Origin of the sequence: Pontibacter rufus, from assembly GCF_015694705.1 — a bacterium.
Lineage (GTDB): Bacteria > Bacteroidota > Bacteroidia > Cytophagales > Hymenobacteraceae > Pontibacter > Pontibacter rufus.
The window spans coordinates 774,920-799,302 of record NZ_JADQDR010000001.1; the positions used below are offsets into that span (position 1 = coordinate 774,920).

The 24,383-nt window shown below is 48.8% G+C and carries 27 protein-coding genes; 11 read left to right on the plus strand and 16 right to left on the minus strand.

The features are described 5' to 3' along the window. Positions 1 to 209 precede the first annotated feature (209 nt). A complete protein-coding gene (locus I2I11_RS03450) occupies positions 210 to 1,727 on the plus strand; it encodes a sigma 54-interacting transcriptional regulator (RefSeq protein ID WP_196266239.1) in 1,518 nt (505 codons plus the stop codon). A gap of 88 nt (positions 1,728 to 1,815) precedes the next feature. Here the strand turns inward: I2I11_RS03450 and I2I11_RS03455 are convergent, their stop codons facing one another. Next, positions 1,816 to 2,100, minus strand: a complete 285-nt coding sequence (locus tag I2I11_RS03455) for a hypothetical protein (RefSeq protein ID WP_196266240.1) — start codon at positions 2,098 to 2,100, stop codon at positions 1,816 to 1,818. Positions 2,101 to 2,225: 125 nt separating this feature from the next. Beyond that, a complete protein-coding gene (locus I2I11_RS03460; protein WP_196266241.1) occupies positions 2,226 to 2,876 on the minus strand; it encodes a hypothetical protein in 651 nt (216 codons plus the stop codon). Positions 2,877 to 3,099: 223 nt separating this feature from the next. Between I2I11_RS03460 and I2I11_RS03465 the strand changes: the two genes are divergently transcribed. Both I2I11_RS03465 and I2I11_RS03470 read left to right on the plus strand, forming a co-directional pair. Then, positions 3,100 to 3,828 (plus strand): ZIP family metal transporter, encoded by a 729-nt coding sequence (locus tag I2I11_RS03465; protein WP_196266242.1) that lies wholly within the window; start codon positions 3,100 to 3,102, stop codon positions 3,826 to 3,828. A 302-nt stretch (positions 3,829 to 4,130) separates the two neighbouring features. Further along, positions 4,131 to 4,898 (plus strand): ZIP family metal transporter, encoded by a 768-nt coding sequence (locus I2I11_RS03470; protein WP_196266243.1) that lies wholly within the window; start codon positions 4,131 to 4,133, stop codon positions 4,896 to 4,898. Positions 4,899 to 4,957: 59 nt separating this feature from the next. Here I2I11_RS03470 and I2I11_RS03475 read toward each other — a convergent pair whose 3' ends face one another. Next, a complete protein-coding gene (locus I2I11_RS03475) occupies positions 4,958 to 5,416 on the minus strand; it encodes a peptidylprolyl isomerase (protein ID WP_196266244.1) in 459 nt (152 codons plus the stop codon). A 147-nt stretch (positions 5,417 to 5,563) separates the two neighbouring features. Between I2I11_RS03475 and I2I11_RS03480 the strand changes: the two genes are divergently transcribed. Then, positions 5,564 to 6,220, plus strand: coding sequence for a fasciclin domain-containing protein (locus I2I11_RS03480; protein ID WP_196266245.1), 657 nt, complete (start codon positions 5,564 to 5,566; stop codon positions 6,218 to 6,220). Positions 6,221 to 6,430: 210 nt separating this feature from the next. On the opposite strand, the gene I2I11_RS03485 is transcribed toward I2I11_RS03480, so the two are convergent. From I2I11_RS03485 to I2I11_RS03495, 3 genes are all read right to left on the minus strand, one after another. Beyond that, entirely contained in the window at positions 6,431 to 7,141 is a 711-nt protein-coding gene (locus I2I11_RS03485; RefSeq protein ID WP_196266246.1) for an SDR family oxidoreductase, read from the minus strand. 107 nt (positions 7,142 to 7,248) lie between these two features. Next, positions 7,249 to 8,172: a ribosome small subunit-dependent GTPase A gene (rsgA, locus tag I2I11_RS03490; RefSeq protein WP_196266247.1), complete on the minus strand. Its 924-nt coding sequence runs from the start codon at positions 8,170 to 8,172 to the stop codon at positions 7,249 to 7,251. Beyond that, complete coding sequence (locus I2I11_RS03495; protein ID WP_196266248.1) at positions 8,169 to 9,419, minus strand: 3-deoxy-D-manno-octulosonic acid transferase; 1,251 nt, start codon at positions 9,417 to 9,419, stop codon at positions 8,169 to 8,171. Before I2I11_RS03495 ends, rsgA begins: the two co-directional genes overlap by 4 nt. A 460-nt stretch (positions 9,420 to 9,879) precedes the next feature. Between I2I11_RS03495 and I2I11_RS03500 the strand changes: the two genes are divergently transcribed. Both I2I11_RS03500 and I2I11_RS03505 read left to right on the plus strand, forming a co-directional pair. After that, entirely contained in the window at positions 9,880 to 10,212 is a 333-nt protein-coding gene (locus I2I11_RS03500) for a hypothetical protein (RefSeq protein WP_196266249.1), read from the plus strand. 119 nt (positions 10,213 to 10,331) lie between these two features. Continuing rightward, positions 10,332 to 10,652 (plus strand): DUF6970 domain-containing protein, encoded by a 321-nt coding sequence (locus tag I2I11_RS03505; protein ID WP_230679862.1) that lies wholly within the window; start codon positions 10,332 to 10,334, stop codon positions 10,650 to 10,652. 218 nt (positions 10,653 to 10,870) lie between these two features. Here the strand turns inward: I2I11_RS03505 and I2I11_RS03510 are convergent, their stop codons facing one another. The 5 genes from I2I11_RS03510 to I2I11_RS03530 all read right to left on the minus strand — a co-directional run bounded on the left by I2I11_RS03510 (position 10,871) and on the right by I2I11_RS03530 (position 14,966). Next, positions 10,871 to 11,506, minus strand: coding sequence for a peroxiredoxin (locus I2I11_RS03510; RefSeq protein ID WP_196266250.1), 636 nt, complete (start codon positions 11,504 to 11,506; stop codon positions 10,871 to 10,873). A gap of 151 nt (positions 11,507 to 11,657) precedes the next feature. Next, positions 11,658 to 12,122, minus strand: coding sequence for a Fur family transcriptional regulator (locus I2I11_RS03515; RefSeq protein WP_196266251.1), 465 nt, complete (start codon positions 12,120 to 12,122; stop codon positions 11,658 to 11,660). Between the two features lie 364 nt (positions 12,123 to 12,486). Further along, positions 12,487 to 13,269: an enoyl-CoA hydratase-related protein gene (locus I2I11_RS03520; RefSeq protein ID WP_196266252.1), complete on the minus strand. Its 783-nt coding sequence runs from the start codon at positions 13,267 to 13,269 to the stop codon at positions 12,487 to 12,489. Positions 13,270 to 13,348: 79 nt separating this feature from the next. Then, positions 13,349 to 13,504 carry a hypothetical protein gene (locus I2I11_RS03525; RefSeq protein WP_196266253.1) on the minus strand — a complete coding sequence of 52 codons (156 nt, stop codon included), beginning with the start codon at positions 13,502 to 13,504 and terminating at the stop codon, positions 13,349 to 13,351. 202 nt (positions 13,505 to 13,706) lie between these two features. Continuing rightward, positions 13,707 to 14,966 (minus strand): aspartate kinase, encoded by a 1,260-nt coding sequence (locus I2I11_RS03530; RefSeq protein ID WP_196266254.1) that lies wholly within the window; start codon positions 14,964 to 14,966, stop codon positions 13,707 to 13,709. 304 nt (positions 14,967 to 15,270) lie between these two features. On the opposite strand from I2I11_RS03530, the gene fbp reads away from it, so the two are divergent. Then, positions 15,271 to 16,314: a class 1 fructose-bisphosphatase gene (gene fbp / locus I2I11_RS03535; RefSeq protein ID WP_196266255.1), complete on the plus strand. Its 1,044-nt coding sequence runs from the start codon at positions 15,271 to 15,273 to the stop codon at positions 16,312 to 16,314. Positions 16,315 to 16,397: 83 nt separating this feature from the next. On the opposite strand, the gene I2I11_RS03540 is transcribed toward fbp, so the two are convergent. From I2I11_RS03540 to yihA, 4 genes are all read right to left on the minus strand, one after another. Further along, positions 16,398 to 16,700 carry a hypothetical protein gene (locus tag I2I11_RS03540; protein WP_196266256.1) on the minus strand — a complete coding sequence of 101 codons (303 nt, stop codon included), beginning with the start codon at positions 16,698 to 16,700 and terminating at the stop codon, positions 16,398 to 16,400. Positions 16,701 to 16,763: 63 nt separating this feature from the next. Further along, positions 16,764 to 17,219, minus strand: a complete 456-nt coding sequence (locus I2I11_RS03545) for a DUF5606 family protein (protein ID WP_196266257.1) — start codon at positions 17,217 to 17,219, stop codon at positions 16,764 to 16,766. 21 nt (positions 17,220 to 17,240) lie between these two features. Then, the gene (locus tag I2I11_RS03550; RefSeq protein WP_196266258.1) at positions 17,241 to 17,645 is read right to left on the minus strand and encodes an energy transducer TonB; all 405 of its coding nucleotides are present in this window, start codon (positions 17,643 to 17,645) and stop codon (positions 17,241 to 17,243) included. 55 nt (positions 17,646 to 17,700) lie between these two features. Continuing rightward, positions 17,701 to 18,336, minus strand: a complete 636-nt coding sequence (gene yihA / locus I2I11_RS03555) for a ribosome biogenesis GTP-binding protein YihA/YsxC (RefSeq protein ID WP_196266259.1) — start codon at positions 18,334 to 18,336, stop codon at positions 17,701 to 17,703. A 447-nt stretch (positions 18,337 to 18,783) separates the two neighbouring features. On the opposite strand from yihA, the gene I2I11_RS03560 reads away from it, so the two are divergent. From I2I11_RS03560 to I2I11_RS03575, 4 genes are all read left to right on the plus strand, one after another. Next, a complete protein-coding gene (locus I2I11_RS03560) occupies positions 18,784 to 20,163 on the plus strand; it encodes a tetratricopeptide repeat protein (RefSeq protein ID WP_196266260.1) in 1,380 nt (459 codons plus the stop codon). 163 nt (positions 20,164 to 20,326) lie between these two features. After that, positions 20,327 to 21,049, plus strand: coding sequence for a bifunctional demethylmenaquinone methyltransferase/2-methoxy-6-polyprenyl-1,4-benzoquinol methylase UbiE (gene ubiE, locus I2I11_RS03565; protein WP_196266261.1), 723 nt, complete (start codon positions 20,327 to 20,329; stop codon positions 21,047 to 21,049). After that, entirely contained in the window at positions 20,998 to 21,783 is a 786-nt protein-coding gene (gene porT / locus I2I11_RS03570) for a type IX secretion/gliding motility protein PorT/SprT (RefSeq protein WP_196266262.1), read from the plus strand. The genes ubiE and porT overlap by 52 nt, the downstream gene beginning before the upstream one ends. Continuing rightward, positions 21,784 to 22,533 carry an SDR family NAD(P)-dependent oxidoreductase gene (locus I2I11_RS03575; protein ID WP_196266263.1) on the plus strand — a complete coding sequence of 250 codons (750 nt, stop codon included), beginning with the start codon at positions 21,784 to 21,786 and terminating at the stop codon, positions 22,531 to 22,533. A gap of 94 nt (positions 22,534 to 22,627) precedes the next feature. Here the strand turns inward: I2I11_RS03575 and I2I11_RS03580 are convergent, their stop codons facing one another. Then, positions 22,628 to 24,253: a hypothetical protein gene (locus I2I11_RS03580; protein WP_196266264.1), complete on the minus strand. Its 1,626-nt coding sequence runs from the start codon at positions 24,251 to 24,253 to the stop codon at positions 22,628 to 22,630. Between the last annotated feature and the right edge of the window lie 130 nt (positions 24,254 to 24,383).

Sequence of the window (24,383 nt, forward strand, 5' to 3'; positions counted from 1 at the left end):
TGTCTTAATTGCGACAAAGCAACAGATAAGATATTGCTGATCCGGGCTTGTTAACCCGTGTTTTAAGCATATGGGGATTCGGAAATCCCCAACAGTAAACTTTCGGATTGGAAAATCCGAAAGAGCATAAAAGAGTAGTATTGCATAACTTAAACTAAAATTAAACTCACCCTTCCTGTTTTTAGGAGGAGGCAGAGGAGGTAACATACATGAACTACAGAGATATACCAGCCGATAAGCTGCATCAGATAAAAACACTGGGCCAACTGAAAGCCACCGGCTATGAGCCTGAAACTGTAAAACAGGAACTGCGCCGTAACCTGATTCAGAAACTTCAAAACAAAGAAGAGATTTTCCCGGGCATCTGGGGTTACGAGGAGACCGTAATTCCGGACATGCAGCGGGCCATCCTGTCGATGCACCACATTAACCTGCTGGGCCTGCGCGGACAGGCCAAAACCCGTATTGCACGGCAAATGGTAGACCTGCTGGACGAGTACATTCCGGTAGTGCAGGGCTCCGAACTGAACGACGATCCGCTGCAACCGCTCTCGCGCTACGCCAAAGACCTGGTACACGAGCATGGCGACGATACCCCCATCAGCTGGATGCACCGCGATGAGCGCTATACCGAAAAACTGGCCACACCCGACGTATCCGTCGCCGATTTAATTGGCGACGCCGACCCGATAAAAGCAGCTACCATGAAGTTGCCTTACTCCGATGAACGGGTAATTCATTTCGGTTTGATCCCGCGTTCGCATCGGGGCATTTTCGTAATTAACGAATTGCCCGATTTGCAGGCGCGCATCCAGGTGGCGCTGTTTAACATCCTGCAGGAAGGCGATATCCAGATACGCGGGTTTAAAGTGCGCATGCCTTTGGATATACAGTTTGTGTTTACCGCCAACCCCGAAGATTATACCAATCGTGGCTCCATCGTAACGCCGCTCAAAGACCGTATCGATTCCCAGATTATCACGCATTATCCGAAGTCGATAGAAACGGGCAAAAAGATTACGCAGCAGGAAGCGCATGTGAAGGAAGAGCAGGAACACCTGGTGAAAACCAACGACCTGATTGGCGACCTGATAGAGCAGGTGGCTTTTGAAGCACGCGAAAGCGAGTATGTAGATGCCAAAAGCGGGGTATCGGCACGATTAACTATTTCGGCTTACGAAAACCTGCTAAGTGCTGCGGAACGCAGGGCGCTGCTCAATGGCGAAAAGTCAACTTACGTGCGCATAGCGGATTTCCTGAATACCATACCTGCCGTGACCGGTAAGGTAGAATTGGTGTATGAAGGCGAGCAGGAGGGAGCCGGCCACGTGGCGCAGGTGCTCATGGGCAAAGCCATCCGCACGCAGTTCCTGAAATACTTCCCTGATCCGGACAAAGCCAAGAAAGCGAAGCAGGGCAATCCGTATAAGACTATCACCAACTGGTTCGGCGACGGCCATACTGTTGATATTCTGAGCGATGCTTCTGCAACAGCGTATAAAAAAGCCTTGCAGCAGGTACCTGGTTTGGAGGCACTGGTAGAGAAGCAGCAGCCACAGGCCAAAGGTGACGAAAAGCTATTTATGATGGAATTTGCGTTGCATGGCCTGGCCGAACACAGCCAGCTCAGCAAGAATCGCCTCAGCACCGGCCTCCAGTTCAAAGACCTGCTCAGCGGCATGTTCTCGATGCCTAAATTTGGCGAAGAAGACGAGGAAGATTATTAGGGAGTTCCGAGTTACGAATTCTGAGTTCCGAGTTGATGAAAAGTATAAAGGCAGAAATATAGCGCTTCTGCCTTTATACTTGTATAGGCTACAGGAGCGCTGCCACCATTTGTTCCCATTCCGCTCCCAGCGTCATCTGTGGTCTTTTGCGGGCGGCACGGCGGTACCAATAGTCTGCATTCCAGGTGTCGCCTTCTTTGCGGTGGAGGTAGGCATGTATCCAGGCAGCATCGCGGTCAGGCAAGTCCTGAATTAGTTCGTGCGATTTATGCCAGTCGCCCTTCGCATCATACCAAAGTGCCTGCAGGTATACAGAAGCATCCACAGGTGGTGTATTTTCTGAAAGGCTTTGGGTGAAGGTTGATAAATTCATAAAAGAGTTGCATAACGTTGAAGTGTTTATGAAGTTGTGGGAATCTACAAAAGCAAAATAGTAATTTAAAGCTGATTGGGTAATGTTCCGCTACAATTTTATAAACATATTGTTAGCTGCAGTCTTTAATTACTCCCAAACTTCTCCTCCAATCCTTTGATTATTAGCATGAGGTCTGCTTCTAGGGCTTTGGTGCTTGACTCCATATGCATTAGACCTTTTAAGTACTTATCTAAGTTTTGGTATTTATCTTGATAAATAATTAAGTAAACCATTTTCAATTTCTTAAACAAGAAATCTTTATTACTTTCCATTTTATTAATAATATCAGCTGTCAACTCGAAAACAGTTGTCGTATAAAGAGCCTTATTGAGTGCACTTTTTCTAATGAAGTAAGATTTTTGTACACCTTTGTCAAAATTATTTAGGAGTTTACTGGATTCTCTTATGTCGAAATAAATTGAGTCGTTAACCTTCGATAAGTCTATAAAATTATCCTCAAGCCTATGTATTTGTTCTTGTATATGTTGAAAAAGCTGTTGCTCCTTAATTAGATTGTTTGCTTTTATTTGCTCCTTAAAAGCCAGGAAAACAAGAATAGCTCCAATTGCATTTATAAATGGAGCAGTAATGCCTCCAATAGTATCGCCAACTTGCCCTGCAGAGCTGAAATCGAAAAATTTACTAATAGCGGGTAATTTTAAAAGTGGTGGAATGACTAAAATTATCAAACCAAGAACTATAACTAAATGCCGAACCTTTACGTCAAATTTCATTTTTGGATTTCTGCTAACTACCTGCTAACAGGAACTACTCCTGCTAGCTGTACTACAAGCTGAGCAGCATAAGCTCTTCACAAACGTAGGGCTGCTCTCTGCTTCTCATACCTCAATATAAAGCATTTTAGATTCTTTTCCGCTATTATCTCCCTGTTAGCCAAAGTTTCCATCATTCCTGCCCAGGGTAACCCAATGCGCCCAAACAAAGTACCTGTGGTGTATGGAACACATCTCAATCTGGCCGGTACTGGTACTGGCGCTCATACATTTCTTTGGCACCAGTCTCAGGTTCCTGGGCGGAACCCCGCGAAGTATCTGGCTGTCGGCAGCGGGCGGCGTGTCTGTGGCCTATGTATTTCTGCACCTTTTTCCGGAACTGAACGAGGGGCAGGAACAGGTAAAGGAGGTGGTGGCTGCGGGGCCCTTTTTAGAGCACCATGTGTACCTGATGGCGCTGTTCGGCCTGGCGCTGTTTTATGGCCTGGAGCGGGCGGTCGTCACCAACAAACAGAAGCGGGAAGAACAGGGAAAAGATAATAAACCTTCTGATAAACTGTTCTGGATACACATCGGCTCCTTTGCTGTATACAATGCCCTCATCGGGTATCTGTTGTTTCAGCGGGAAGAGGGGCCTGTGCGCGTGCTGATCCTCTTTTCTATTGCCATGGCCCTGCACTTTATTGTAAACGACTTTGGCCTGCAGGAAAAGCACAAAGAACGTTATGTGCGTGTGGGCAGATGGGTGCTGGTGGTGGCGCTGGTAGCCGGTTGGGTCGTAGGATACCTGGTGGCGGTTTCGGAAGCGGCACTGGCCTTACTGATGGCCTTTATTGCCGGTGGTATTATACTGAACGTACTGAAAGAGGAACTGCCAGAAGAGCGCGAAAGCCGCTACTGGGCCTTCGCGCTTGGGGCAGCAGCCTATGCTATACTTTTGCTGTCGATATAAAGATTGCTTTTGGCAGATGTAATGCCAGAGCATCCTCTGCTATAGGTACAGTGGTAAGCAGCACATGCCCGTGATACGATCCGGCAAGTATAAACATGGTGCGTTCCCAGATCAGGGAGGCCTGCCAGAGCACCTTTACCAGTAAAGGGAAAAGTATATCCAAAAGCATCCTGCATCAGTGTTTGCCGGCGCAAGGCTGTTTCCCAAAAGTATAGCATCAGGTACAATTCCAGTTCGTGCTGCACCGTTCACCCCGATCTGCCGTAAGTGTATGCATCCGCAAACAGCAAAAAACTAAAGATATGATAATTCCGCTTTGGATGCAGGCCGGTTTATGGGGGCTTCTGTCGGGCTCAGCACTTTTTATTGGGGCGGCTATCGGGTACTTTGTGCCTCTCCGGCAACGTATTATTGCGGCTGTTATGGCTTTTGGCAGCGGTGTTTTGATCTCAGCGCTGTCCTTTGATTTAGTGGATGAGGCTTATCACAAAGGCGGTTTTATGGCTACCGCATTGGGCTTTCTGGCCGGCGCAACAATTTATACCGGTGCCAACTGGTTGCTGGCGCGCCAGGGAGCCAGGCACCGCAAGCGCTCCGGTGACCAGCAGCCTACCGAAGCGCAGGACAATGGAAGCGGCCTGGCTTTAGCTATTGGTGCCTTGATTGACGGTATCCCGGAGTCGATAGTAATTGGCATCAGCATGATTTCGGGCGGGGTGGTAAGTATGGTTGCAGTGGCGGCTATTTTCCTGTCAAACCTGCCGGAAGGGCTTTCCAGTTCTGCCGGTATGAAAAAGGCTGGCCGCTCCAAAGTATATGTTTTCGGCGTATGGCTGAGTATCGCACTAATTTCGGGCATAGCATCGCTGACAGGTTATGCCCTGTTTAGCAGGTTTGCGCCGGAGGTAATAGCGGCTACTACAGCTCTGGCGGCGGGCGCCATACTGGCCATGCTCTCTGATACCATGATGCCCGAAGCTTACGAGTTCGGCCATAATTTTACGGGCCTTATTACCGTTTCAGGATTCCTGCTGGCCTTTATTCTGAGCCGGCTGGCTGAGGGGGTGTAAAAGAAAAGCCGCGCTGATAGTTTTATCAGCGCGGCTTTGCCTGTTTAGTCTTTACAGGATTATGCTTCGTTCACTACAATCTTCTCGATCTTGTCGTTAGCCTTAATCTGGTCGATTACGTCAAGCCCCTCTACCACTTTGCCGAAGCAGGTATGATTGCGGTCGAGGTGGGCGGTGTTTTTACGGCTGTGGCACACGAAAAACTGGGAGCCGCCGGTATTGCGGCCTGCATGCGCCATGCTCAGCACACCGCGGTCATGATACTGGTTTTCGCCTGTGAGTTCGCAGTCAATTTTATAACCTGGCCCGCCAGTTCCCGGCACGCCTTTGGCGCCTTCGCGCGAGTTGGGGCAACCGCCCTGGATTACGAAATCAGGAATAACACGGTGAAACGTGAGGCCGTCGTAAAAGCCTTTTTTGGCAAGGTCTATAAAATTCTGTACCGTTTTGGGCGCATCTTTTTCGTAAAATTCTACTTTCATAACACCTTTGCCGGTATGGATTTCTGCAGTTTTCATTTTAGGTATGGTTTAGCTTAAAAACAATCTATATAACAAAAGTACGCAAATTATAGTTTAAGAAACCAACAGGCAGCGATTACGCCAGCCATTGGTGTGCATTTAGCTGCCATAATCATTTATTTAAAACGACCAGAAGTACATACTATGAGAAGAACAAAAATGCTGGCCTATGGCATTGCCATCTGCTGCAGCGTGGCGCTTACAAGCTGCGGTGGCACAAACGAAGACAACGCTGAAAACGAACTGCAGGAGGAAACACAGGCTACACCCGGAGCACAGGAGGAAGCAAGAGGCACAGACCCCAATACACCTGGCGCACAGACAGGAGACACCGATATAGAAGCAACCGAACTGAACCCGGATTTAGGAGGCCACGAGATGATGCCTTCGCAGAGCATCGTGCAGAACATTTCCTCCGATCCGGAGCTCACCACTATGGCCTCGGTGCTGCGCCAGGCAGGGCTGGTGGATGATTTGGATGGTACCGGTCCTTACACCATTCTCGCCCCGACCAACGATGCCTTTGAAGCGCTGCCCGAGGGTACGCTAGAGGACCTGATGAAACCGGAAAATAAAGAACGGCTGGTAGCTATTGTTAAAAACCACGTAGTGGCCGGTAAAATAAGCGCGGCAGATTTACAGGATGGCAACACATTGCGCACCATGGCCAATGCCCCCCTGAAGATTGATAAGAAGGCAGATGAAGCGATGATAAACGGAGCCGAAATAGAGAAGGCAGATGTGATCAGCAGTAATGGGGTTATCCACGTTATCAACAAAGTGCTGGTGCCTGCAGAATAGCACTTAATGTGTTCATGTGGTGCGGTGCTACTGCGTTCATCAGTAAATTCTCATACATGGTGCAGGTTTGGATTTACACGACTGTTTGGAGCAGAACATCAGGCTGCAAATATAAAAAAGGAGCGGAGGCTAATGTCTCCGCTCCTTTTTTATACATGGTAAGCATCTACATTTGAGGGAAGCTAAAGATGTTTTAGCTGTTTACGTACCTTACTTTTCCTGAAATGGGTTTGTTGCCCAGACCGCCAGTTCGGGGATAAAACCGCGGCAGTCCATTTCCAGGGCGCTTTTTATGGCCCAGGCAATTTCTTCCCCTCTTAGTTTATTGGGCTTGCTTTCGCGCTCTTCCCTGTCTTCGCGGCCAAAAGCGGTGGTTACCTCGCTCGGGTTTATCAGCATGATACGCACATCATACCTGCGCAACTCGGCCTGCCAGCTTTGCGTCATGCTACGGATGGCTGCCTTGGAAGAGGCATAGACAGATCCGCCTTCGTACCCCTTGGTAGCAGCTGTAGATCCGATGTTGATAATGTTGCCCGCGTTTTGTTTCTTAAAGATTTCGGCAGCATGGGCCGCCATCATGGCCGCGCCAAATACGTTTACGCGGTATACTTTCTCAAAATCTTCTATTGTCAGGTGCTCCAGCTTCCGCGACAAGCCAATGCCCGCGTTGTTTATCAGCACGTCGAGCTTTTCATACTTGTCCATAAAAACCTGGAAGGTGCGGGCCACATCGTCGGGGTTGCCCACATCGGCAGTAATGGGCATAGCCCCCAGTTCACGGGCGGCCTTTTGCGTGCGCTCCTCATCACGGCCCGTAATAGCTACGTTGGCGCCATGTTCAATCAGTAGTTTTGCCGTGGCGTGTCCAATGCCCAGGGTGCCGCCGGTTATCAGAATATTTGCGTTTTCAAGTTTCATGTCGTTGCTATAAGTTTATTCAGTGTAACGGCGGGGGATGTATTGCGTTCGGGAATCTTTAAAACGGAATACAGGCACAGACAGCAATTATACGCTTTTGATAGAAACTATTTACGGTTATCGCCGCCGTGCAGCATGCTCAGGTAACTTTCGTAGCGGGAAAGGGCAATTTCGTTATGGCGCACGGCCTCTATTACGGCGCAGCCGGGCTCGTTGAAGTGGGTGCAGTTGTTGAAGCGGCACTGGTTCAGGCGGGTACGCATCTCCGGGAAATAATGGCTCAGTTCGGTTGCCGGAATGTCTACAATACCCAGCTCCTTAATGCCGGGCGTATCAATGATAAACGTATCCGGGTCCACTTCAAACATTTCGGCAAAAGTGGTGGTATGTACACCTTTATCTGAGAAATCGGAAATCTCGGAAGTCTTCAGTTCCAGGTCGGGCACCAGCAGGTTGATGAGTGTGGATTTGCCTACACCGGAATGGCCGGAGAGCAGCGACGTTTTGCCCTGCAGCAGCGCCTTCAGCGCCTCTATGCCTTCGTTGGCCTGGGCTGATGTTGCCAGGCTACTGTAGCCAATCTGCTCATACAGGAGGCTTATCTGACGCTGGTAATCCTGCACTTCTTCATCATACAAATCAGTTTTGTTGAAGATGAGGACGGTCGGGATCTGGTAAGCCTCGGCGGTGACCAGAAAACGGTCGATAAAGCCAAACGAGGTGCGCGGTGATACCAGCGTTACCAGCAGCAGGGCCTGATCGAGGTTGGCGGCTATGATATGCGAGTAGGCTGTTTTGTGTGTGCTCTGCCGGATGATGTAGTTTTCGCGGTCTTCGATGTGATGGATAACGGCCGTTGCCGCTTCGGTGTCTTCCACGTCAAATGCCACGCGGTCGCCTACAGCCAGCGGGTTGCTCACCTTCATGTCCTTCAGCTTAAACTTGCCGCGCAGGCGGGCCCGGTGCAGTTGCCCGGCCTCGTCGCGGACAAGGTACCACGAACCTGTAGATTTGATGACAGTTCCTTTCATGTATGCTGGTTAAGCAGGCGCTGTATGTCGGCCATAATGCTGGCAGTGGCGCCTGCCTGCTGTTGTACGTATTGTTTCTCCTGGTCAGCTATACTTTGTCGCAGCCCCGGCGTATGGTGCACCCGCTCAAAAGCCTGCAACAGCGCAGTGCTGCCATTTACCGGAAAGGCGCAGCCCAGGGCCACCAGATCTTTCGCCTCCTGAAATTTAGCATACGCAGGCCCGAAAAAGAGCGGCAATCCAAACACGGCAGCCTCCAGCGTGTTGTGCAAACCCTTGCCAAACGCACCGCCGATGTAGGCATAAGTGCCATAGCTGTAAAGCGAAGAAAGCATACCGATGTTATCGATAACGAGCACCTCATATCCGGCGGCATCTGCCTCAGTAGCTTCTGAAAAACGCACTGCTCCTTTGCCCGCTTTTTGCATTATAGTCGTTATTCCTGCCGCGTGCACCTCGTGCGGAGCAAGTATAAACTTTATACTTTGCTTATACTTCTCCAACAGCGGCAGCAACATTTCTATGTCGGCGGGCCAGGTGCTGCCTGCTATAAACACCGGCTGTCCTGCTGTAAATGCCTCTACCAGAGGTATGGTTTTAACAGAAGCCGCCGTTTGCAACACCCTGTCGAAACGCGTGTCGCCGGCTATACTGGCCTTGGTTACACCTATACTTTGCAGCAGCCTCAGCGAGGATTCGTTTTGGGTATAGATGTGGGTGAAGGTACGAAGCATGGCACGATTAAATTCGCCATAAGGCTTAAAGAAAACCTGATCAGGGAGAAAGATAGCCGACACGGAAAGTACCGGAATATGGCGCCGGCGCAGGTCCTGCAGGTAATAATGCCAGAATTCATACTTGACGAACACGGCCAGCCTGGGCTGTACCAGATCCAGGAATTTTTTTGCATTTGAGGCACTATCGAGAGGCAGGTACAGGACGTAATCGGCACCGCTATAGTTTTTGCGCACCTCATACCCGGAAGGCGAGAAGAAAGTGAGCAGGATTTTATACTTGGGGAAAGCCTCCCGGAAAGCCTCTATCACCGGCCGTCCCTGCTCGAACTCTCCCAGGGAGGCACAATGAAACCAAACCACCGGCGCCTGGTTGCCCTGCATGGCCTGCTGCAGCTTTTGGAACTGGTGCGCCCGCCCCTGCCGCATCAGCCTGGCTTTGGGGTTAAAAGGAGCTGCCAGGGCCAGCCCCGCCGCGAAAGCTCTCAGCCCGATGTCGTAAAGTAGCTTCAAATTTTATACTTGGTTATGGCAGATGTATTGTACAAGACCTTGCAGCGTGCTTAGCTCCTGCAAAGTCTGCACTGCAAATATAAGGTATTCGCCCTGGAGAATGGAGGAGAAGTTTTGGGCTGAAATATAGTTTGCTAGCTGACGGTTATACTTATATAATCTGAGTTTTACAGATAACTACTAACAGAGATGCGCTAATCTGTAAAATCCGGCAGATTTATATGTTCATGCATGGCTATAACATGGTTAATGGTAATAACAACAGCAGGTAATGCAACCATCATGAGCTTTTATGTATCTTAAAGTAAACGCCGGAAAAATCATGAAAGAATTAATCTGTTTTGGGTTTTGCCTTTTAGGCTTGCTTGCCTGTAAGAAAGATGATGTTTCATCAACCACCCGGGATTATTTAGTGTTCGGACACTTCTATGGTGAATGCGTAGGTGAAACATGTATCTAGATGTTTAAAATAGAGAACAATCATCTTTTTGAAGATACCAATGATTCCTACCCAGGTAGCAACACAGCTTATGAAGGTAATTACATTTTACAAAGTGACGCAAAGTATGAGCAAGTTAAGGATTTAGTGAATCATCTTCCGGCAAGACTTTTAGAAGAAAACAGCACTGTTATTGGCCAACCTGATGCGGGCGATTGGGGAGGGATTTATATAGAAGTAAGGAAAAACGGGCAGCGTAAATTTTACCTTATTGATAAAATGGAAGACCACGTCCCGGCTTATTTACGACCCTTTGTCGATGAAGTGGAAGCAAGTATTGCTAAACTGGAATAATAACGCAAGCCAAATACAAGTTTCACGATAACTACGCTACCGCAGAATCTCCGGTTATTTACAAAAATCTGAAAAGCAAGAATATGGCAGTATTAGCAAGGTTCTTTCCGATACTTATAATGTTGACAGTCCCTCTGAGTTCTTGTGAGAAATTGGAGCTGGAAGTTAACGTCCCGAATTGCATAGAGCAGCAAATCAGAGAAATAAAGCAGGAAGATGTTAGAAACCCGCCTGCAAAAGTCTGGCAATGGAAAGTGGACAACAAGATTTATTACTACATCACTTCTGACTGTTGCGACCAGTTTAATTACCTGTATGACAGCAACTGCAATGTAGTTTGTGCCCCGGATGGAGGCATTACCGGAGCAGGAGACGGAAGATGTCCGGATTTTAATGGGCAGGTTGAGCAAACCTTGATTTGGGAAGATGACAGGAACTAGAGACTTATTACCAGCATTGTATATAACGGACGAAGTGATAATAACTGAGCTGTTAATAAGCAGCATCCAGGCAAGATGAAGTTGGCGTTAAGCTAAATGAAACGAATGCCTCGCCTTTGAATGGATTAGCCAAGGAGAAAACAGAACCAGGTATAAAATAAGAAACGCCCCTGCAAATGCAGGGGCGTTTCTTATTTTAATCAGCTAATAAGCCAGGCTTAGTTGGATCTGCCGGCCAGGTAGTTAGATACACCTTCGAAACTAGCTTCGAGGGCTTCTTCGCCTTCAGACCAGTTGGCCGGGCATACTTCGCCTTTTTCCTCAAAATACTGCAGGGCATCTACCATGCGCAGGGCCTCGTCGATAGAGCGGCCAAGCGGCAGGTCGTTTACAACCTGGTGGCGTACCACGCCTTCTTTATCGATCAGGAACAGGCCACGGTATGCAACCGGCTCGCCCACAAAAGTCATTTCGCCTTCGTCGTTGTACTCGTAGTGGCCTGCCAGCACATCGTAGTTGGTCGAGATGGTTTTAGCAGCGTCGGCTACCAGCGGATACGTTACGCCTTCGATACCGCCCTGGTTCTGCGGTGTGTTCAGCCACGCAAAATGCGAGAAATGCGTGTCGGTAGAGCAACCTACCACAGCTACATTCTTGCGTTCGAAATCCTCCATTCTGTCCTGGAAAGCGATGATTTCTGTGGGGCACACAAACGTAAAGTCCATGGGCCAGAAAAAGAATACTACATGTTTTTTACCAATATATTGCTCCAGCGAGAAGTCTTCTACAAACTCTCCGTCTACTACTGCTGTTGCTTTAAATGAAGGAGCTTTTTTTCCTACTAATACTGCCATTTTCTATTAATTTTTAAGTTTAAAATCTGTTAAAATATGGGCACAAGATTATTGGTATAAGCTGAATTGCCGTACATGCGAAGGAGGTTTCGACAGGTGGGATTTTATAATTTACCAATCTTGTGTCTGATGTCTTTATACTCGTAATCTCTTATTTGGATACCCTGGAAACGCTGATTTTTTTATCAGGTTCCACTTTATTGCCCGTTAGCTGCACCGAAAAGCCTTTTATTTCAAAGTTACTCATGTTGCGCTTTTGGAAAAATTCCGTGAGGAGCCGGTCCAACTCCGCATCCTCAAAATCGATTATCTCTTTGGTGTTGCTGCAGTAAATATGGCTGTGCGCCATGGCATTGGCATCGTAGCGCTTGCCGCTTTCTTCGGATAGCACCCGGAAAATCAGGCCGGTGTCCACAAAGGTATCAAGCGTTTTGTAAACGGTGCCCAGCGAGATACTCGGGTTAGCCGGTTTGAGCCGCTGGTATACTTCCTCGGCGGTGGGATGATGGCCGTGCAATTCGGTAAGTGCCTCAAATACCACAATGCGCTGGTGCGTTGCTTTCAGGTTGCTTGCCACCAGGCGCTCCCGTAAGTCTGAGCGGTTTACTAACTGCATGCTGTCTTTCTAAATAAGAAAAATTCCTAAGTAATAATTTTTACAAAGATAGGGAGTATAGTTAAGAGTTAAAAGTTATGCGTTAAAAAGTAAGAAAGGATTGCTGTTGCAGGTTTAGTGCAGGGAGCTTGTGATTGATTATGCCAGTTTTCAACTAGCTTTCTGCAGCGGCAGAAAAGTGTACTTCTTCAGAACTATACTTTAATCTGCTTCAGGTAAAGTATAGACCATTCCTATCCTTACTTTTGCAAAGAAGTTAAAGACTTCTGCCATGAACGGTCCATAAGTTATGCTGCGCTAAACCTGCGACAGCATCTATACTTTAACTTTCTAACTCTCTAACCCCATAACTCTCTAACTCAAATTACTTCCCTTTAAATGCCGGTTTGCGCTTTTCTACAAAGGCGTTCATGCCTTCGGTCTGGTCTTCGGAGGCGAAGCAGAGGTAAAAGTTCTTGCGCTCAAAGTATAAACCTTCGTCCAGGTGTGTTTCAAAAGCACGGTTCACGGCTTCTTTGGCTAGCCTGGCCGCTACCGGCGACATTTCCGCGATTTCAGCAGCCAGCTTAAAGGCTTCGTCCAGGTATAGCTCTACAGGTACAATGCGGTTGATGAGGCCGTGCTTTTCAGCTTCCGTAGCAGTCATAAACTTGCCGGTCAGCACCATTTCCATGGCTTTGGCCTTGCCAATGGCTCTGGTCAGGCGCTGCGTGCCGCCTGCGCCCGGCATCACGCCTATTTTTATTTCCGGCTGCCCGAATACGGCCGTTTCAGAGGCTACAATCATGTCGCAGGTCATGGCCAGCTCACAGCCGCCACCCAGCGCAAAGCCGGATACAGCGGCAATCAGCGGCTTTTTGGTTTTGCGGATCTGATCCCAGGTCGAAAACTGGTCAATGTGGAGCATGTCGATAGCAGTTTTGCCAGCCATTTGCTTGATGTCGGCGCCGGCAGCAAAAGCACGCTCATTGCCGGAAATGACAATGACACGCACTGCGTCGTCCTCATCCAGTATTTTCAGGGCATCACGCAGTTCGCCCATCAGCTGCAGGTTCAGGGCATTCAGTTCTTTAGGGCGGTTCAGTTGGATGTGAGCCACGTGTGGCTGTGCCTGCGGGGTAACAAGTATAAATTCTGTAGTATGCATAAGGCTCCGGTTGATGATGCCTCAAGTTACAGTTTTTAGACAAGCCACAAAAAGCCTGCTTCGTAGCAGTGAGCTTAGATTAAAGCGTGGAGGAGAGTTCCTGCTGTTTTATCAGGCGAAAAGAATTCATAGGAGGCTCCTGTTCTGCGCGCGGTTTAGCTGCGACGGGTACCTGCAGGGTTTTGGCAGGTAACAGGGTGGTGGCCGGCTTTATCTGATGGGTAGCTTTCAGCATTACGCCTGATAACAGAAGTACAAAGAGAAGCGCAAGCTTAAGCACAAAGCGGATTGTAATTTTCTCGGCAGGTTGCATGGTAATTTGTAAAATATTAATTCCGCCAGATGGTGGTTTGCCTGCAAAGTAAATATTAATTTTTGTAAATATAAAACTTTATAGTGAAATTTTTCTGAAAAAATAAAAAAAATATTTTTGAACTTTATTGACAAACGAACTGCAGTGTAGTACGTGTGCGTTGTTCCATCAGGATTTTTCTATCATTAACTATAAGTTGTAAACTCTCCGGAGTATAATTCTTTATAGTATAAAGGTGCAAATTTGTGTTGTAATGTATTACAAACTGATCATGTAACATTTCGATGAGGCGATGCAGGCGCTCCTGGTGGAAATCAGAGCAGATAGAAAAGGAAATGGCGGAGTTTTGCATCAGGTTGATTTTCATGCGCAGTTCCGACAAAGCATGAAAAATAGTGCCTAGGTTTTTTTCAGAAATAAAGGTGAAATCTTTTACGCTGAACGACACGAGGCATTGGTTTTCCTTGATAATATAAGCGGGCGCTATTTTCCCGAAGCGGCAGTCAAAAATTTTGGTGCCTTTGCCGGCAGGGTTCAGAAACGATTTGACATACAGCGGAATGAGTTTATTAGCCAGCGGCTTTATAGTTTTCGGATGAATGACTGAGGCGCCATAATAAGCCATTTCCACTGTTTCCTGGTACGATATTTCTGGATAGCACACCGTATCAGGAAAGTATTTCGGGTCGGCATTCAGCAGGCCTTCCACATCTTTCCAGATCCAGACGCCCGCCGCCTCCAGGCCATAAGCAAAAATGGCAGCGCTGAAGTCGGAACCATCGCGGCCAAGGGTGGTGGTGAGCCCCTTGCCGGTGCCGCCCAGGAAGCCCGGCGCTACTACCAACTGTTGTGCCAGTATGGGCGGCAGGTTGCGTTTAATCAGCCGTTCCGTCCGGGCCCAGTCCACTTTTGCCTCGCGCCAGCTATTGTCGGTCATGATGTACCTGCGGCTGTCGATCCAGGTATTTTGCAGGCTTTGCTGCTGCAAATAGCAGTGTAGCAGAACAGACGCAAACAACTCTCCATAACTGACCACCTGATCATACTGCTGGTCGTAACTGACAGACGGACTAACAGCCTGCAGGGCCTGTTGCAATGACGTATAAAGCTGCTCCAGGCGCTCATGCGCGGGGCTTGCAGCATCCGGGAAAAGCGCAGCCAACACCTGCTGGTGATGAAGCCAGATTTGTTGCAAAGCCTGCTGGTAATCCTCCCCCTGAAAAGCCTGTTTGTATACCTGCTCCAGGGCATCGGTGGTTTTGCCCATGGCAGAAACCACGATCAGCAGGCGGCTGGTACCGCCATGCTCCTGCACTATGGCCGCCAGGTTCTGAAATGCTTCCGGGTTTTTTATAGAAGCGCCTCCGAATTTAAATACTTTCATCTGGTTGTAAATGAATAAGATGCTCACAGCAAGGCTTTTGGCGCAGGCCTGTAAGCAAGTACAGGGACAGCATAGGCCTTTTATTTTGGTTATTAATCTTTATGCTTAAAGAACTTATAGTCAGGTATTCATAAGTAACTATACAAGAAGCTCATTATCAGCTACAAGCAAAAAAAATGTAGTCTTGTGTCTAATGTCATGATACTTGTGCTCTTTTACTTACACGTGCAGTAAAATTAAGTATAGTTTATTCGGAACTATACCTGAAAATGATATTTTTGTACATAGCAAAAACCCGGATTTTATGAATGATAAACTTGCGCTACCTGTAGGCACTACGCTGGATAGGTTTATTATGAGAAAACAGGAAGACTTTCCGTATGCCACAGGCGAGCTTTCGCAGTTGCTGCGCGATATTGCCCTGGCAAGTAAAATAGTAAACCGCGAGATAAACCGCGCCGGGCTGCTTGGTATAACGGGCGCATATGGGCAGCAGAATGTGCAGGGTGAAGAACAGCAGAAGCTGGACGTAATTGCCAACATTCGGTTTATCCGGGCATTGCGCAACGGGGGCGAAGTTTGTACTATCATTTCGGAGGAGGAAGATGAAATCATCCAGACCGGCAACACAAGAGGCAAGTATATTGTGGCGATGGATCCGCTGGACGGATCATCCAACATTGATGTAAATGTTTCGATTGGCACCATTTTCTCAGTTTACAGAAGAACCTCCGAGGCAGGAAGCGACGGCACTGAAAAAGACTGCCTTCAAAGTGGCACCAAGCAGATTGCAGCCGGCTATATTATTTATGGGTCCTCTACCATGATGGTATACACCACCGGCAATGGCGTCAACGGGTTTACGTATGAGCCAAGCCTGGGCGAGTTTTTCCTGTCGCACCCCGATATTACCACGCCTAAAGCCGGAACCATTTACTCCTGCAACGAGGGCCATGTCAACAGCTTTTCGGAAGGAATCAGGAAGTACCTGCGTTATTGCCAGGACAACAACTATTCGGCACGCTACATTGGCTCGCTGGTGGCAGACTTTCACCGCAACCTGCTGAAAGGTGGTATTTACATATACCCGTCCACTACCAAATCGCCTAACGGCAAGCTGCGCCTGATGTATGAGTGTAACACGCTTGCTTTTATCATAGAACAGGCCGGCGGCAAGGCAACTGATGGCTGCAATCGTATTATGGAAATGGAGCCGGCAGAACTGCACCAGCGATGCCCGCTTATTATCGGCTCGTCTGAGATGGTGGATAAGGCAGTGGAGTTTCTGCGGGAGGAAGCAGCAGCGGAAAGAACTGTAGGGGCAGCGACAAAGGAGATGCTGCGCTAAAGTATTATACTATACATAAGAAGGGCTGCAGGTTTTATACTTTCCACCTAACTTGTTTTTGGGTGCTTCCAGGTAAATCTGCTTTAACTGTACCTGAGGCGGAGTTGCGCTTTCTGCAGTTCTCTTTTTACAATCAGGCGGGCAAGGCGCTCGGCAATTATCTCGGCATCGTCGGCCACCATGGCTTGTTTTACCTGCTGTTCTTCCACATCGATGCGGTAAAGCAGGTGCAGCAAACGGTTCAGGTCGGTGTGGAGCAGGTGCAGCACCACGCGCGACAGTTTAAAGCATAGCGCCTCTAAGTCGGAGGCAGGCAGGTTCTCTACCTCAAATACTTTTTGCAGGTGGCTGGTAGTGCTGTTAAGTATGGCCGGCGAATAAGACATAGAAATAGTGATTTATACCTGTGCAAAAAGAAAGCCCTCTAAATCAGAGGGCTTTCTTTTCGCTTATTCAGCTTTTTTTGCTTCTTCGGTTTCCTTTGCCTCAGGTGCAGCAGCTTTTTCGGCTTCGGTAAAGCCTACAAACCGGTTCACAATAGCGTACCAGCTCACCAGTTTCTTCATGTCCGATACATACACGCGGCTTTCATCGTACTCCGGCAGAGCCTCTTCCATAAAGCGCTTCAGCTCGTCGTTGTCCGGCTTTTCGCTTACGGGCAGGCTGTCGCCATACTTGTCGTGGAGGCGGTCAAAAACCTCAGCCAGCGCTATGGTGCCTTCTTCGTCGGTAGTATAAATCGAAATTTCATCCAGCAACGACATGCGGTGTCGTGCCTGGGCTACTAAGCTCCTAGGTGTTTCCTCCAGGCTTTCGATGATAACACCCGTGCGGGTTGGCTTTACAATGCGGTAGAGGCCGCTCATGCCGGAAATGGCTGCAACTTGTTTTAAATCAATAGGCATAAGAAATCTTAAAACGGTAGGTTATAGTTTAAACATAATGGGCATAGTGGCATTCATGGCATAGCCCGGGGCTTTAAATTTAAGCAACTTTACTACACGAAGCGCTTCATCGCCTGTGCCGCCGCCTGGGTTACGCAGCACTTTAAAGCTGGAAGTAGAACCGTCCTCATTTAGCACAAAGCTGATGATAACGTCGCCCTGCACGCGGTTGCGCTTAGCCAGGGGCGGGTACTTCAGTTCTTTGTAGATGTCTTTGTACAAGGAATCTACGCCGCCTTCGTAAAATTCGGCTACCGGAATTACTTTATCCGGCACCCAGACTTTTTTTTCGGGTGTTGCCTGTGGTTTGGTTTCGGCTGTTTGCGCCGATGCTGAGAATGCTGCAAAAACAAATAGAAGGAATAAAAACGAAATTCTGTTTTTCATAAAAATCTGATTTAATGTAATGTGCTGGTGTGCTAACAGGTTTGTTATCAATTGATTAAAAATTATTCCCGGAATCTCCTGCATCGGGCTGTTGCTGCATTTGTGCATTCACCTCGTCTATATAAGCAAGTATTTCGTCGCGGCCGTCTCTTTTTACAGCAGAGGTCAGGAAAATGCGGGGCAGCTCTTCCCAGGTTTCCAGCAGTTTACGCTTGTAGGCGGCTATAGTTGAGTCAGTTTTGGCGGCAGACTGCTTATCTGCTTTGGTAAAAACAATAACAAAAGGCACGCCAGTTTTTCCGAGGTATTCCAGAAAATCCAAATCCTGCTGCATCGGCTCGTGTCGCGAATCTATCAGCACAAACACACAGGTCAGGTTTTCGCGGTGCTGCAGGTAATAATTTATCATCCGGCGCCAGCTGTCGCGCGCGTCTTTGCTGACCTTGGCGTAGCCGTAGCCCGGCAAATCCACCAGGTACCAAGTATCGTTGATGAGAAAATGGTTGATAAGCTGCGTTTTGCCGGGGGAGGAAGAGGTCTTAGCCAGTCCTTTCTGCTCTGTCAGCATGTTAATGAGCGACGATTTACCCACATTAGAGCGGCCGATAAAAGCGTACTCGGGCTTGGTTGGGGCAGGGCACAAGGCTACCTTGGTGTTGCTCATTAAAAATTTTGCTTCTTTTATTATCATCTTATCTGGCTTCTGTTGATGCCGCGCATAAAGTTCTCAGCAGTAACCAATAATGCAGAAGTATACTTTTGCTGTAAGCGCCCCTGCATTTGCGGTGAGGCAGTTACTGGCCCCGCAAAGTTACCAATTATTTTGCCAAACAGGAAGTATGCGCCGCTTTTGCTAACTGCAGGCCCATCTGTAGCGGACAGGAGCGGGAAAATACATGCAGCAAGACCTCAAGCCATACTTGTTTTATCTGAAAACTGCTTGCCCACCCCGCTTGGGCAGCTTTATACCTGGATAGTACAGGCTTGAGAAACTAGTGAGAAAAAGTATAAACAATTATATATACTTTTTCTAATCCTTTGCGTATAGCCAAAAGCGTTTATCAGGAATATGGCTTAGCATATAATTTTTATACACTTTCCACTATTCATTTAGAAATTTAGAACCAGCCATTTATACATGAACAATTCAGCCAAACGGGGTGCAGGAGTTTCTTTGCTGCTGCTGATATTATGCTTTTTAGCGGCTCCGGTATCTGCCCAGGACATCAGAAAACAGATGCAGGCCGGAAACAGGCTTCTCGACGAAGGAAATTACCGCGACGCTGTTCCTCTTTATGAGCAGGTGCTGGCGGCAGATCCTGATAATGCACGGGCGCTTTATTATGCCGGCATCAGCTACATGACTTTCGACAAAGAGAAAGCCTGTGATTACCTGTACCGGGTGCAGGAACTAAAGCCGAATATCGACAAAGATTTGGTGTACTGGCTGGGCCGCGCAGACCATCTCAACTATCGCTTCGACAGCGCTATCAGGCAGTTTGAGAAGTACCGGAAAACGCTTAAAAAGCGCGACCAGGAACGCCGCATGGAGGTGGCGCAGCTGATTCAGCAAGCGCAGAACGCCAAAAACGAAATAGCAAACCCCAGAAACGTACTCGTGGCAAACCTGGGCAGAACCATCAATACAGCTTACTCGGAACACAGCCCCGTTATTTCAGCAGACTTTAATTACCTGCTGTTTACCTCGCGTGGCAAAAACGTAACAGGCGGCAAAGAAGCCCCTGACGGTGAGTTTTACGAGGATATTTTTGAAGCCAGGCGCACCGGCCAGGATGAATGGTCTGTACCCCATATGGTGGGCGGGCAACTGAACAGCACCGGACACGATGCCTCCATTCAGCTATTTGATAAAGATACTAAGATGCTGCTGTACCGCGCCGAAAATAATGGCGACATTATGATAGCGGAGCGCCTGCCGGATGGCACCTGGTCTGCCCCGGAGAGTATCGGCAGCAATATCAATTCAGAAGATGTTGAATCAGATGCCTTTATCACGCCGGACGGGCAAACGCTTTTCTTCTCAACCAACCATTACGCCGGCAACGGAGACCTGGATATCTATGTAGCACACCGCAAGGCAAACGGCGACGGCTGGCAAACTCCTGAGCGGCTGGATTATACTATCAACACGCCTTATGACGAGGACAGCCCTTCTCTGGCTGCTGATGGCACCTTGTATTTTGCTTCGCGCGGGCACAACACCATGGGCGGCTACGACATTTTTTCAGCTAAGTATGATGCTGTGTCCGGAAACTGGACACACCCCGTAAATCTTGGCGCACTAATAAATACACCCGGCGATGACACCCACTACCGCCTGGCGCCGGATGGAAGTTATGCTTATCTGTCGTCTGACCGCATGGGGTGCTTCGGTGGGAAAGATATTTACAAGGTTAGCTATACCCAAAGCGCTGCTGCAAAAGAGCAGGAGTTCTCGCAGGCTGAGAGCTCCGCTTTGCCGGATGCAGATGATGTGCCGGGCCGCAGGGCAAAGTAACCCCGGAAGGTGACGAAGAACAGCCCAAGGTCGCGGCAGCAGGTGTAGCAGTATAGAGACCAGGCAGACGTATGTGCCTGGTTTTTTATATTTCGGAACATTAAGCGCGGAATATAGTTATAGGAACTGTATTTTTGCCTGAATTTTATCCGATAAACAGCCCATGGCGGTAGTACCATACAAAGACCAGGACGAGAACAAAAAGCAGCAGGTAGCCACAATGTTTAACAACATTGCCGGCAAGTATGACTTCCTGAATCACTTTTTAAGCGCCGGCATCGATATTATCTGGCGGAAAAAAGCGGTAAGCCTGCTAAAAGCGGAGCAGCCAAAGCTGGTGCTGGATATTGCCACCGGCACCGCCGACTTTGCCATTGAAACACTGCGCCTGAATCCCGAAAAAATTGTAGGTGTCGACATCTCGGAAGGCATGCTGGCCGTAGGACGGGAGAAGCTGGCCAAACGCGGCCTTAGCCATAAGATAGAGCTCAAGTATGGCGACTCCGAAAACCTGCCTTTTGCTGACAATTCGTTTGATGCGATTACGGTGGCTTTTGGTGTGCGTAACTTCGAGCACTTGGCCAAAGGCCTGGCCGAGATGAACCGCGTGCTGAAGCCGGGCGGCATGGCTGTGGTGCTGGAGTTTTCGAAGCCCCGCAGCTTCCCGATGAAGCAACTTTATCAATTTTATTTTAAGAACATACTACCAGTGGTAGGTAAGATCGTTTCAAAGGACAATGCTGCTTATACCTACCTGCCCGAGTCGGTGCAGGCATTTCCGGACGGGCAGGATTTTATAAACATTTTTCAGGAAGTTGGATTTAAAAACATACGATGGCATTCTCTCACATTCGGCATCAGTTCTATTTACACAGGCAAAAAATAACGTTTATCGGGCTGCTGGCGCTGTTGCTCTTCGGGGCAAATCCGGTGGCGCAGGCCCAGAAAAAGATTAAAGGGGAGAACAAGCCCGGCTACGACGACAAGCCCGTGCATTATGGTTTTTACCTGGCCCTGCCCGCCACCCGCTTTACCCTGCAGCACTCGCAGTTGTACGCCGACTTACTGGCACAAGCCGATACCTCAGGCGGTAATTACCTGGTAGCCAATACTAAAACGGATTTCGGGTTATATACCGGCCTGGTGCTGAACGTGCGTCTGGCCGAGTACCTTGATGCCCGCTTTGTGCCGGGCGTGGGCTTTTACAATCGTTCCATCGTATTCACAAGCCCCGGCTCCGAATCAAATGATGATGTGCAGCATATCAGCTCAACGGTGGTGGAGCTGCCTTTCCTGCTTAAGTATAAAGCGAAGCGCCGCGGCAATTTCAGGATGTACTTTGTAGGCGGCCTGAAGCCCGGCATAGATCTGGGAAGCGGCAAGAACAATCCCGAGGATCCCGATACAGAACAGCTGCGGATAACGAAGTATGACCTGGCAATAGAGTATGGCGTAGGCCTAGATATTTTTTACCCATACTTTAAATTTGCGCCCGAGCTGCGTTTTTCGCACGGCCTGCTGAACGTGCACCAGCCTGTTGATGAAGAATTGCAGGTGTACAGCAGAAGCATCGAACGGCTCTCTACCAATAATGTCTCCTTGATTTTATTTTTTGAATAGATGACAAAAATTGCACTCGTAACCGGCGCTACTTCCGGTATAGGGCACGCTACTGCGCTGGAGCTGGCCAGGCAAGGATACCACATTATTGCCACAGGCCGCCGTACTGAGCGGCTGGAGGAGCTGAAAAAGCAAATAACAAACGTGCCGGTTTATACCCTGGCCTTTGATGTGCGCGACAATGAGGCCGTGCAACAAGCCATAAATTCGCTGCCTGCTGCGTGGCGGCAGGTAGAGGTGCTGGTAAATAATGCCGGTAACGCACATGGCCTGTCTACGATACAGAACGGTTCCCTCGACGACTGGGATGCGATGATTGATATCAATGTAAAAGGACTGTTATATGTGAGCAAGGCTGTGCTGCCCCTGATGCTGGCGCATAAAAAAGGCCACATCATCAATATCGGTTCTATTGCAGGGAAAGAAGTATACCCCAACGGCAACGTATACTGCGCCTCCAAGCACGCAGTGGATGCCCTATCTCAAGCCATGCGCCTGGACCTGGTGAAGGAGGGTATCAAAGTATCGGAAGTGAACCCCGGCATGGTGGAAACCGAATTTTCGGAAGTGCGCTTTAAAGGCGATAAAGATCGTGCGGCCTCAGTATACGAAGGGTTTCAGCCCCTGCAGGCACAGGATATTGCCGAACTGATTGGTTTTATCGTATCGCGCCCTGCGCACGTAAACTGGGCCGAGGTGCTTATACTTCCTGCGGCGCAGGCGAGCGCGACCGTTGTAAACAAGCAGTAATTGCGCTTATAAAGATGCGAAAGCCTCTTCTTTGCTACCGGAGAAGGGGCTTTTCGCTTTGCAGGTAGCTATTTATTTTCTGATCAGCTCAGGCTCAGTCCAGGTAGTAGCGCAGTATCCAGCCGGCAGCATCAAACTTTTTGGCAGGCAGTTCATCATCAATTACAACAGACGTATAAGCTCCGACACGGAAGGTATTACTGTATCTGGAATCGGTTATGCGGATGCGCTTGCCCAGCTTACTGCCATTTTCCTGCACCCGGTAGATGTCCTCGCCGGCGCCTCCCCAAATGTTGATGCCGATTGCAGATGTGAGCCGGCCTTTAACTATAAATTCATCATCTCCCCCTAAACCGTACAGGTTCAGCTCATCTGTTTCCGTTTTGCTGAAGGTTCGGTCCAGCAACAGCAACGCATCATTACCGTCGTTCTCAATCCTGTATTCAAGTACGTGCACCTGTTCCGGCGAAAGTACTTCTATCTGAAAACGTTCATGTTCGTCTGAGCCTGTAATGTTTATCTGCGGGGCCAGCATGCTGTAATATGTGAGTGCTATTTGCACCAACTGGTCGCGGCGCGACTTAAGCTTAGCAATCATAGGGGCGGCGGAGAGTTCGTAAACAGTGTCAGGCATAGCCTTAAAAGCATTTTCGATGACAGCATCCGTTAGCTGATTTTTTACGCTGTCGGCTATTTCTATCCAGTCCTGCCGGCTTAGGGCTGCCAGTATCAGTTCGTCGAGGTTGCGGCCGCTGCTGTTAAGCCCCTCCAGGTTTTCGCGGGTAATTTTGCGCTGGAATGTCTGGTATTGCGGTTTGAAACCAAGCTGCAAAAAGAGCCACGGAACAGGCCCGTCTTTGATCTTATAGAAAGCATTGTCGCGGTCGCGCGGAATAGCACGGTACGTATAGCCTTTATCCTGATTTCTGAACTCTGCCCAGCGCCAGTTGTCTTCATGGCGGCTCCAGTCCCCCAAAAGCATATCCAGGAGGCGGGCACGCAGGTAAAAACGGGCATCGAAGCGGGAGTCGTTGTCGGCGAGGCGTTCTTCCAGCGCCGAACGGGTGCTTTTTACATCCGGTGCATTTCCCATCTGCGGATTATCTGTCTGGTTACCCGTAGGGCGGCGCTCCAGCAAGGCCATGGTACCACCTATGGCTGCCATATACTTGCCCAGACGTGGATCATGTGGCACATACACCAGTTCCGGCTTGGTATGGTATACGCCAACCGCCGCTGCCATTGCCGGTATCACAAAAGCTCCATACGGATGTGTGGCCGTGTTGGCATCCCGGATAATGTTGGCGATATAGCTGTTCTGCCATTTTTCAGGCAAGATGCTGGCAGGTTCTTTATCAATGGAGCGCAGGACGTATTCTGTACCTGCAGGATTCTCCAGCCGCAGGCTGATGGTCTGGCGGCTGCCACCCAGTTCCAGGGGTGTGAGGCCTCCTCTGGCAGTGCCTATATCCAGTACTTTTACCTGTACCGGCGTAATCCAGGCAGGACGGTAGTGTTTGCCGTAGAAGAAAGTGTGCAGCGGGCTGCGGTCGTAATGAGCGCCTGCAGCAATCGTAATGGTACTGTCTGTGTAATCAGGTGAGGTGGCAATTGTAGGCGGGGCCGGCACCTGTTGTACAGAATGCCTGAAGCGCTCGCTGCAGCCCGACAGCATACCTGCAAGGAACAGTATAAGTATAAAGCTGCTTCTGATGTTCATAATGTTACAGCTTAATTTGTTTCGGAACCTGCTTACTAAGTGGGCAAAATAAGCCATATGTTTTTCAGGTATAAATTGCTGACTTCCAAGTACCGCTATATAAAATACTCTTGTGTTTATTGTCCTGATA

Bases quoted from the DNA above. Each gene is read 5' to 3' on its own strand.
- I2I11_RS03450 (WP_196266239.1), top strand. From the start codon at position 210: ATGAACTACAGAGATATACCAGCCGATAAGCTGCATCAGATAAAAACA.
- I2I11_RS03465 (WP_196266242.1), top strand. From the start codon at position 3,100: ATGGAACACATCTCAATCTGGCCGGTACTGGTACTGGCGCTCATACAT.
- rsgA (WP_196266247.1), bottom strand. From the start codon at position 8,172: ATGAAAGGAACTGTCATCAAATCTACAGGTTCGTGGTACCTTGTCCGC.
- I2I11_RS03485 (WP_196266246.1), bottom strand. From the start codon at position 7,141: ATGAAACTTGAAAACGCAAATATTCTGATAACCGGCGGCACCCTGGGC.
- I2I11_RS03505 (WP_230679862.1), top strand. From the start codon at position 10,332: ATGTTGACAGTCCCTCTGAGTTCTTGTGAGAAATTGGAGCTGGAAGTT.
- I2I11_RS03575 (WP_196266263.1), top strand. From the start codon at position 21,784: ATGACAAAAATTGCACTCGTAACCGGCGCTACTTCCGGTATAGGGCAC.
- I2I11_RS03525 (WP_196266253.1), bottom strand. From the start codon at position 13,504: ATGCTGAAAGCTACCCATCAGATAAAGCCGGCCACCACCCTGTTACCT.
- ubiE (WP_196266261.1), top strand. From the start codon at position 20,327: ATGGCGGTAGTACCATACAAAGACCAGGACGAGAACAAAAAGCAGCAG.
- I2I11_RS03545 (WP_196266257.1), bottom strand. From the start codon at position 17,219: ATGCCTATTGATTTAAAACAAGTTGCAGCCATTTCCGGCATGAGCGGC.
- I2I11_RS03580 (WP_196266264.1), bottom strand. From the start codon at position 24,253: ATGAACATCAGAAGCAGCTTTATACTTATACTGTTCCTTGCAGGTATG.
- I2I11_RS03455 (WP_196266240.1), bottom strand. From the start codon at position 2,100: ATGAATTTATCAACCTTCACCCAAAGCCTTTCAGAAAATACACCACCT.
- I2I11_RS03550 (WP_196266258.1), bottom strand. From the start codon at position 17,645: ATGAAAAACAGAATTTCGTTTTTATTCCTTCTATTTGTTTTTGCAGCA.
- I2I11_RS03500 (WP_196266249.1), top strand. From the start codon at position 9,880: ATGTTTAAAATAGAGAACAATCATCTTTTTGAAGATACCAATGATTCC.
- I2I11_RS03460 (WP_196266241.1), bottom strand. From the start codon at position 2,876: ATGAAATTTGACGTAAAGGTTCGGCATTTAGTTATAGTTCTTGGTTTG.
- I2I11_RS03470 (WP_196266243.1), top strand. From the start codon at position 4,131: ATGATAATTCCGCTTTGGATGCAGGCCGGTTTATGGGGGCTTCTGTCG.
- I2I11_RS03510 (WP_196266250.1), bottom strand. From the start codon at position 11,506: ATGGCAGTATTAGTAGGAAAAAAAGCTCCTTCATTTAAAGCAACAGCA.
- porT (WP_196266262.1), top strand. From the start codon at position 20,998: ATGGCATTCTCTCACATTCGGCATCAGTTCTATTTACACAGGCAAAAA.
- I2I11_RS03530 (WP_196266254.1), bottom strand. From the start codon at position 14,966: ATGAAAGTATTTAAATTCGGAGGCGCTTCTATAAAAAACCCGGAAGCA.
- I2I11_RS03475 (WP_196266244.1), bottom strand. From the start codon at position 5,416: ATGAAAACTGCAGAAATCCATACCGGCAAAGGTGTTATGAAAGTAGAA.
- I2I11_RS03520 (WP_196266252.1), bottom strand. From the start codon at position 13,269: ATGCATACTACAGAATTTATACTTGTTACCCCGCAGGCACAGCCACAC.
- I2I11_RS03480 (WP_196266245.1), top strand. From the start codon at position 5,564: ATGAGAAGAACAAAAATGCTGGCCTATGGCATTGCCATCTGCTGCAGC.
- I2I11_RS03515 (WP_196266251.1), bottom strand. From the start codon at position 12,122: ATGCAGTTAGTAAACCGCTCAGACTTACGGGAGCGCCTGGTGGCAAGC.
- yihA (WP_196266259.1), bottom strand. From the start codon at position 18,336: ATGATAATAAAAGAAGCAAAATTTTTAATGAGCAACACCAAGGTAGCC.
- I2I11_RS03560 (WP_196266260.1), top strand. From the start codon at position 18,784: ATGAACAATTCAGCCAAACGGGGTGCAGGAGTTTCTTTGCTGCTGCTG.
- I2I11_RS03540 (WP_196266256.1), bottom strand. From the start codon at position 16,700: ATGTCTTATTCGCCGGCCATACTTAACAGCACTACCAGCCACCTGCAA.
- fbp (WP_196266255.1), top strand. From the start codon at position 15,271: ATGAATGATAAACTTGCGCTACCTGTAGGCACTACGCTGGATAGGTTT.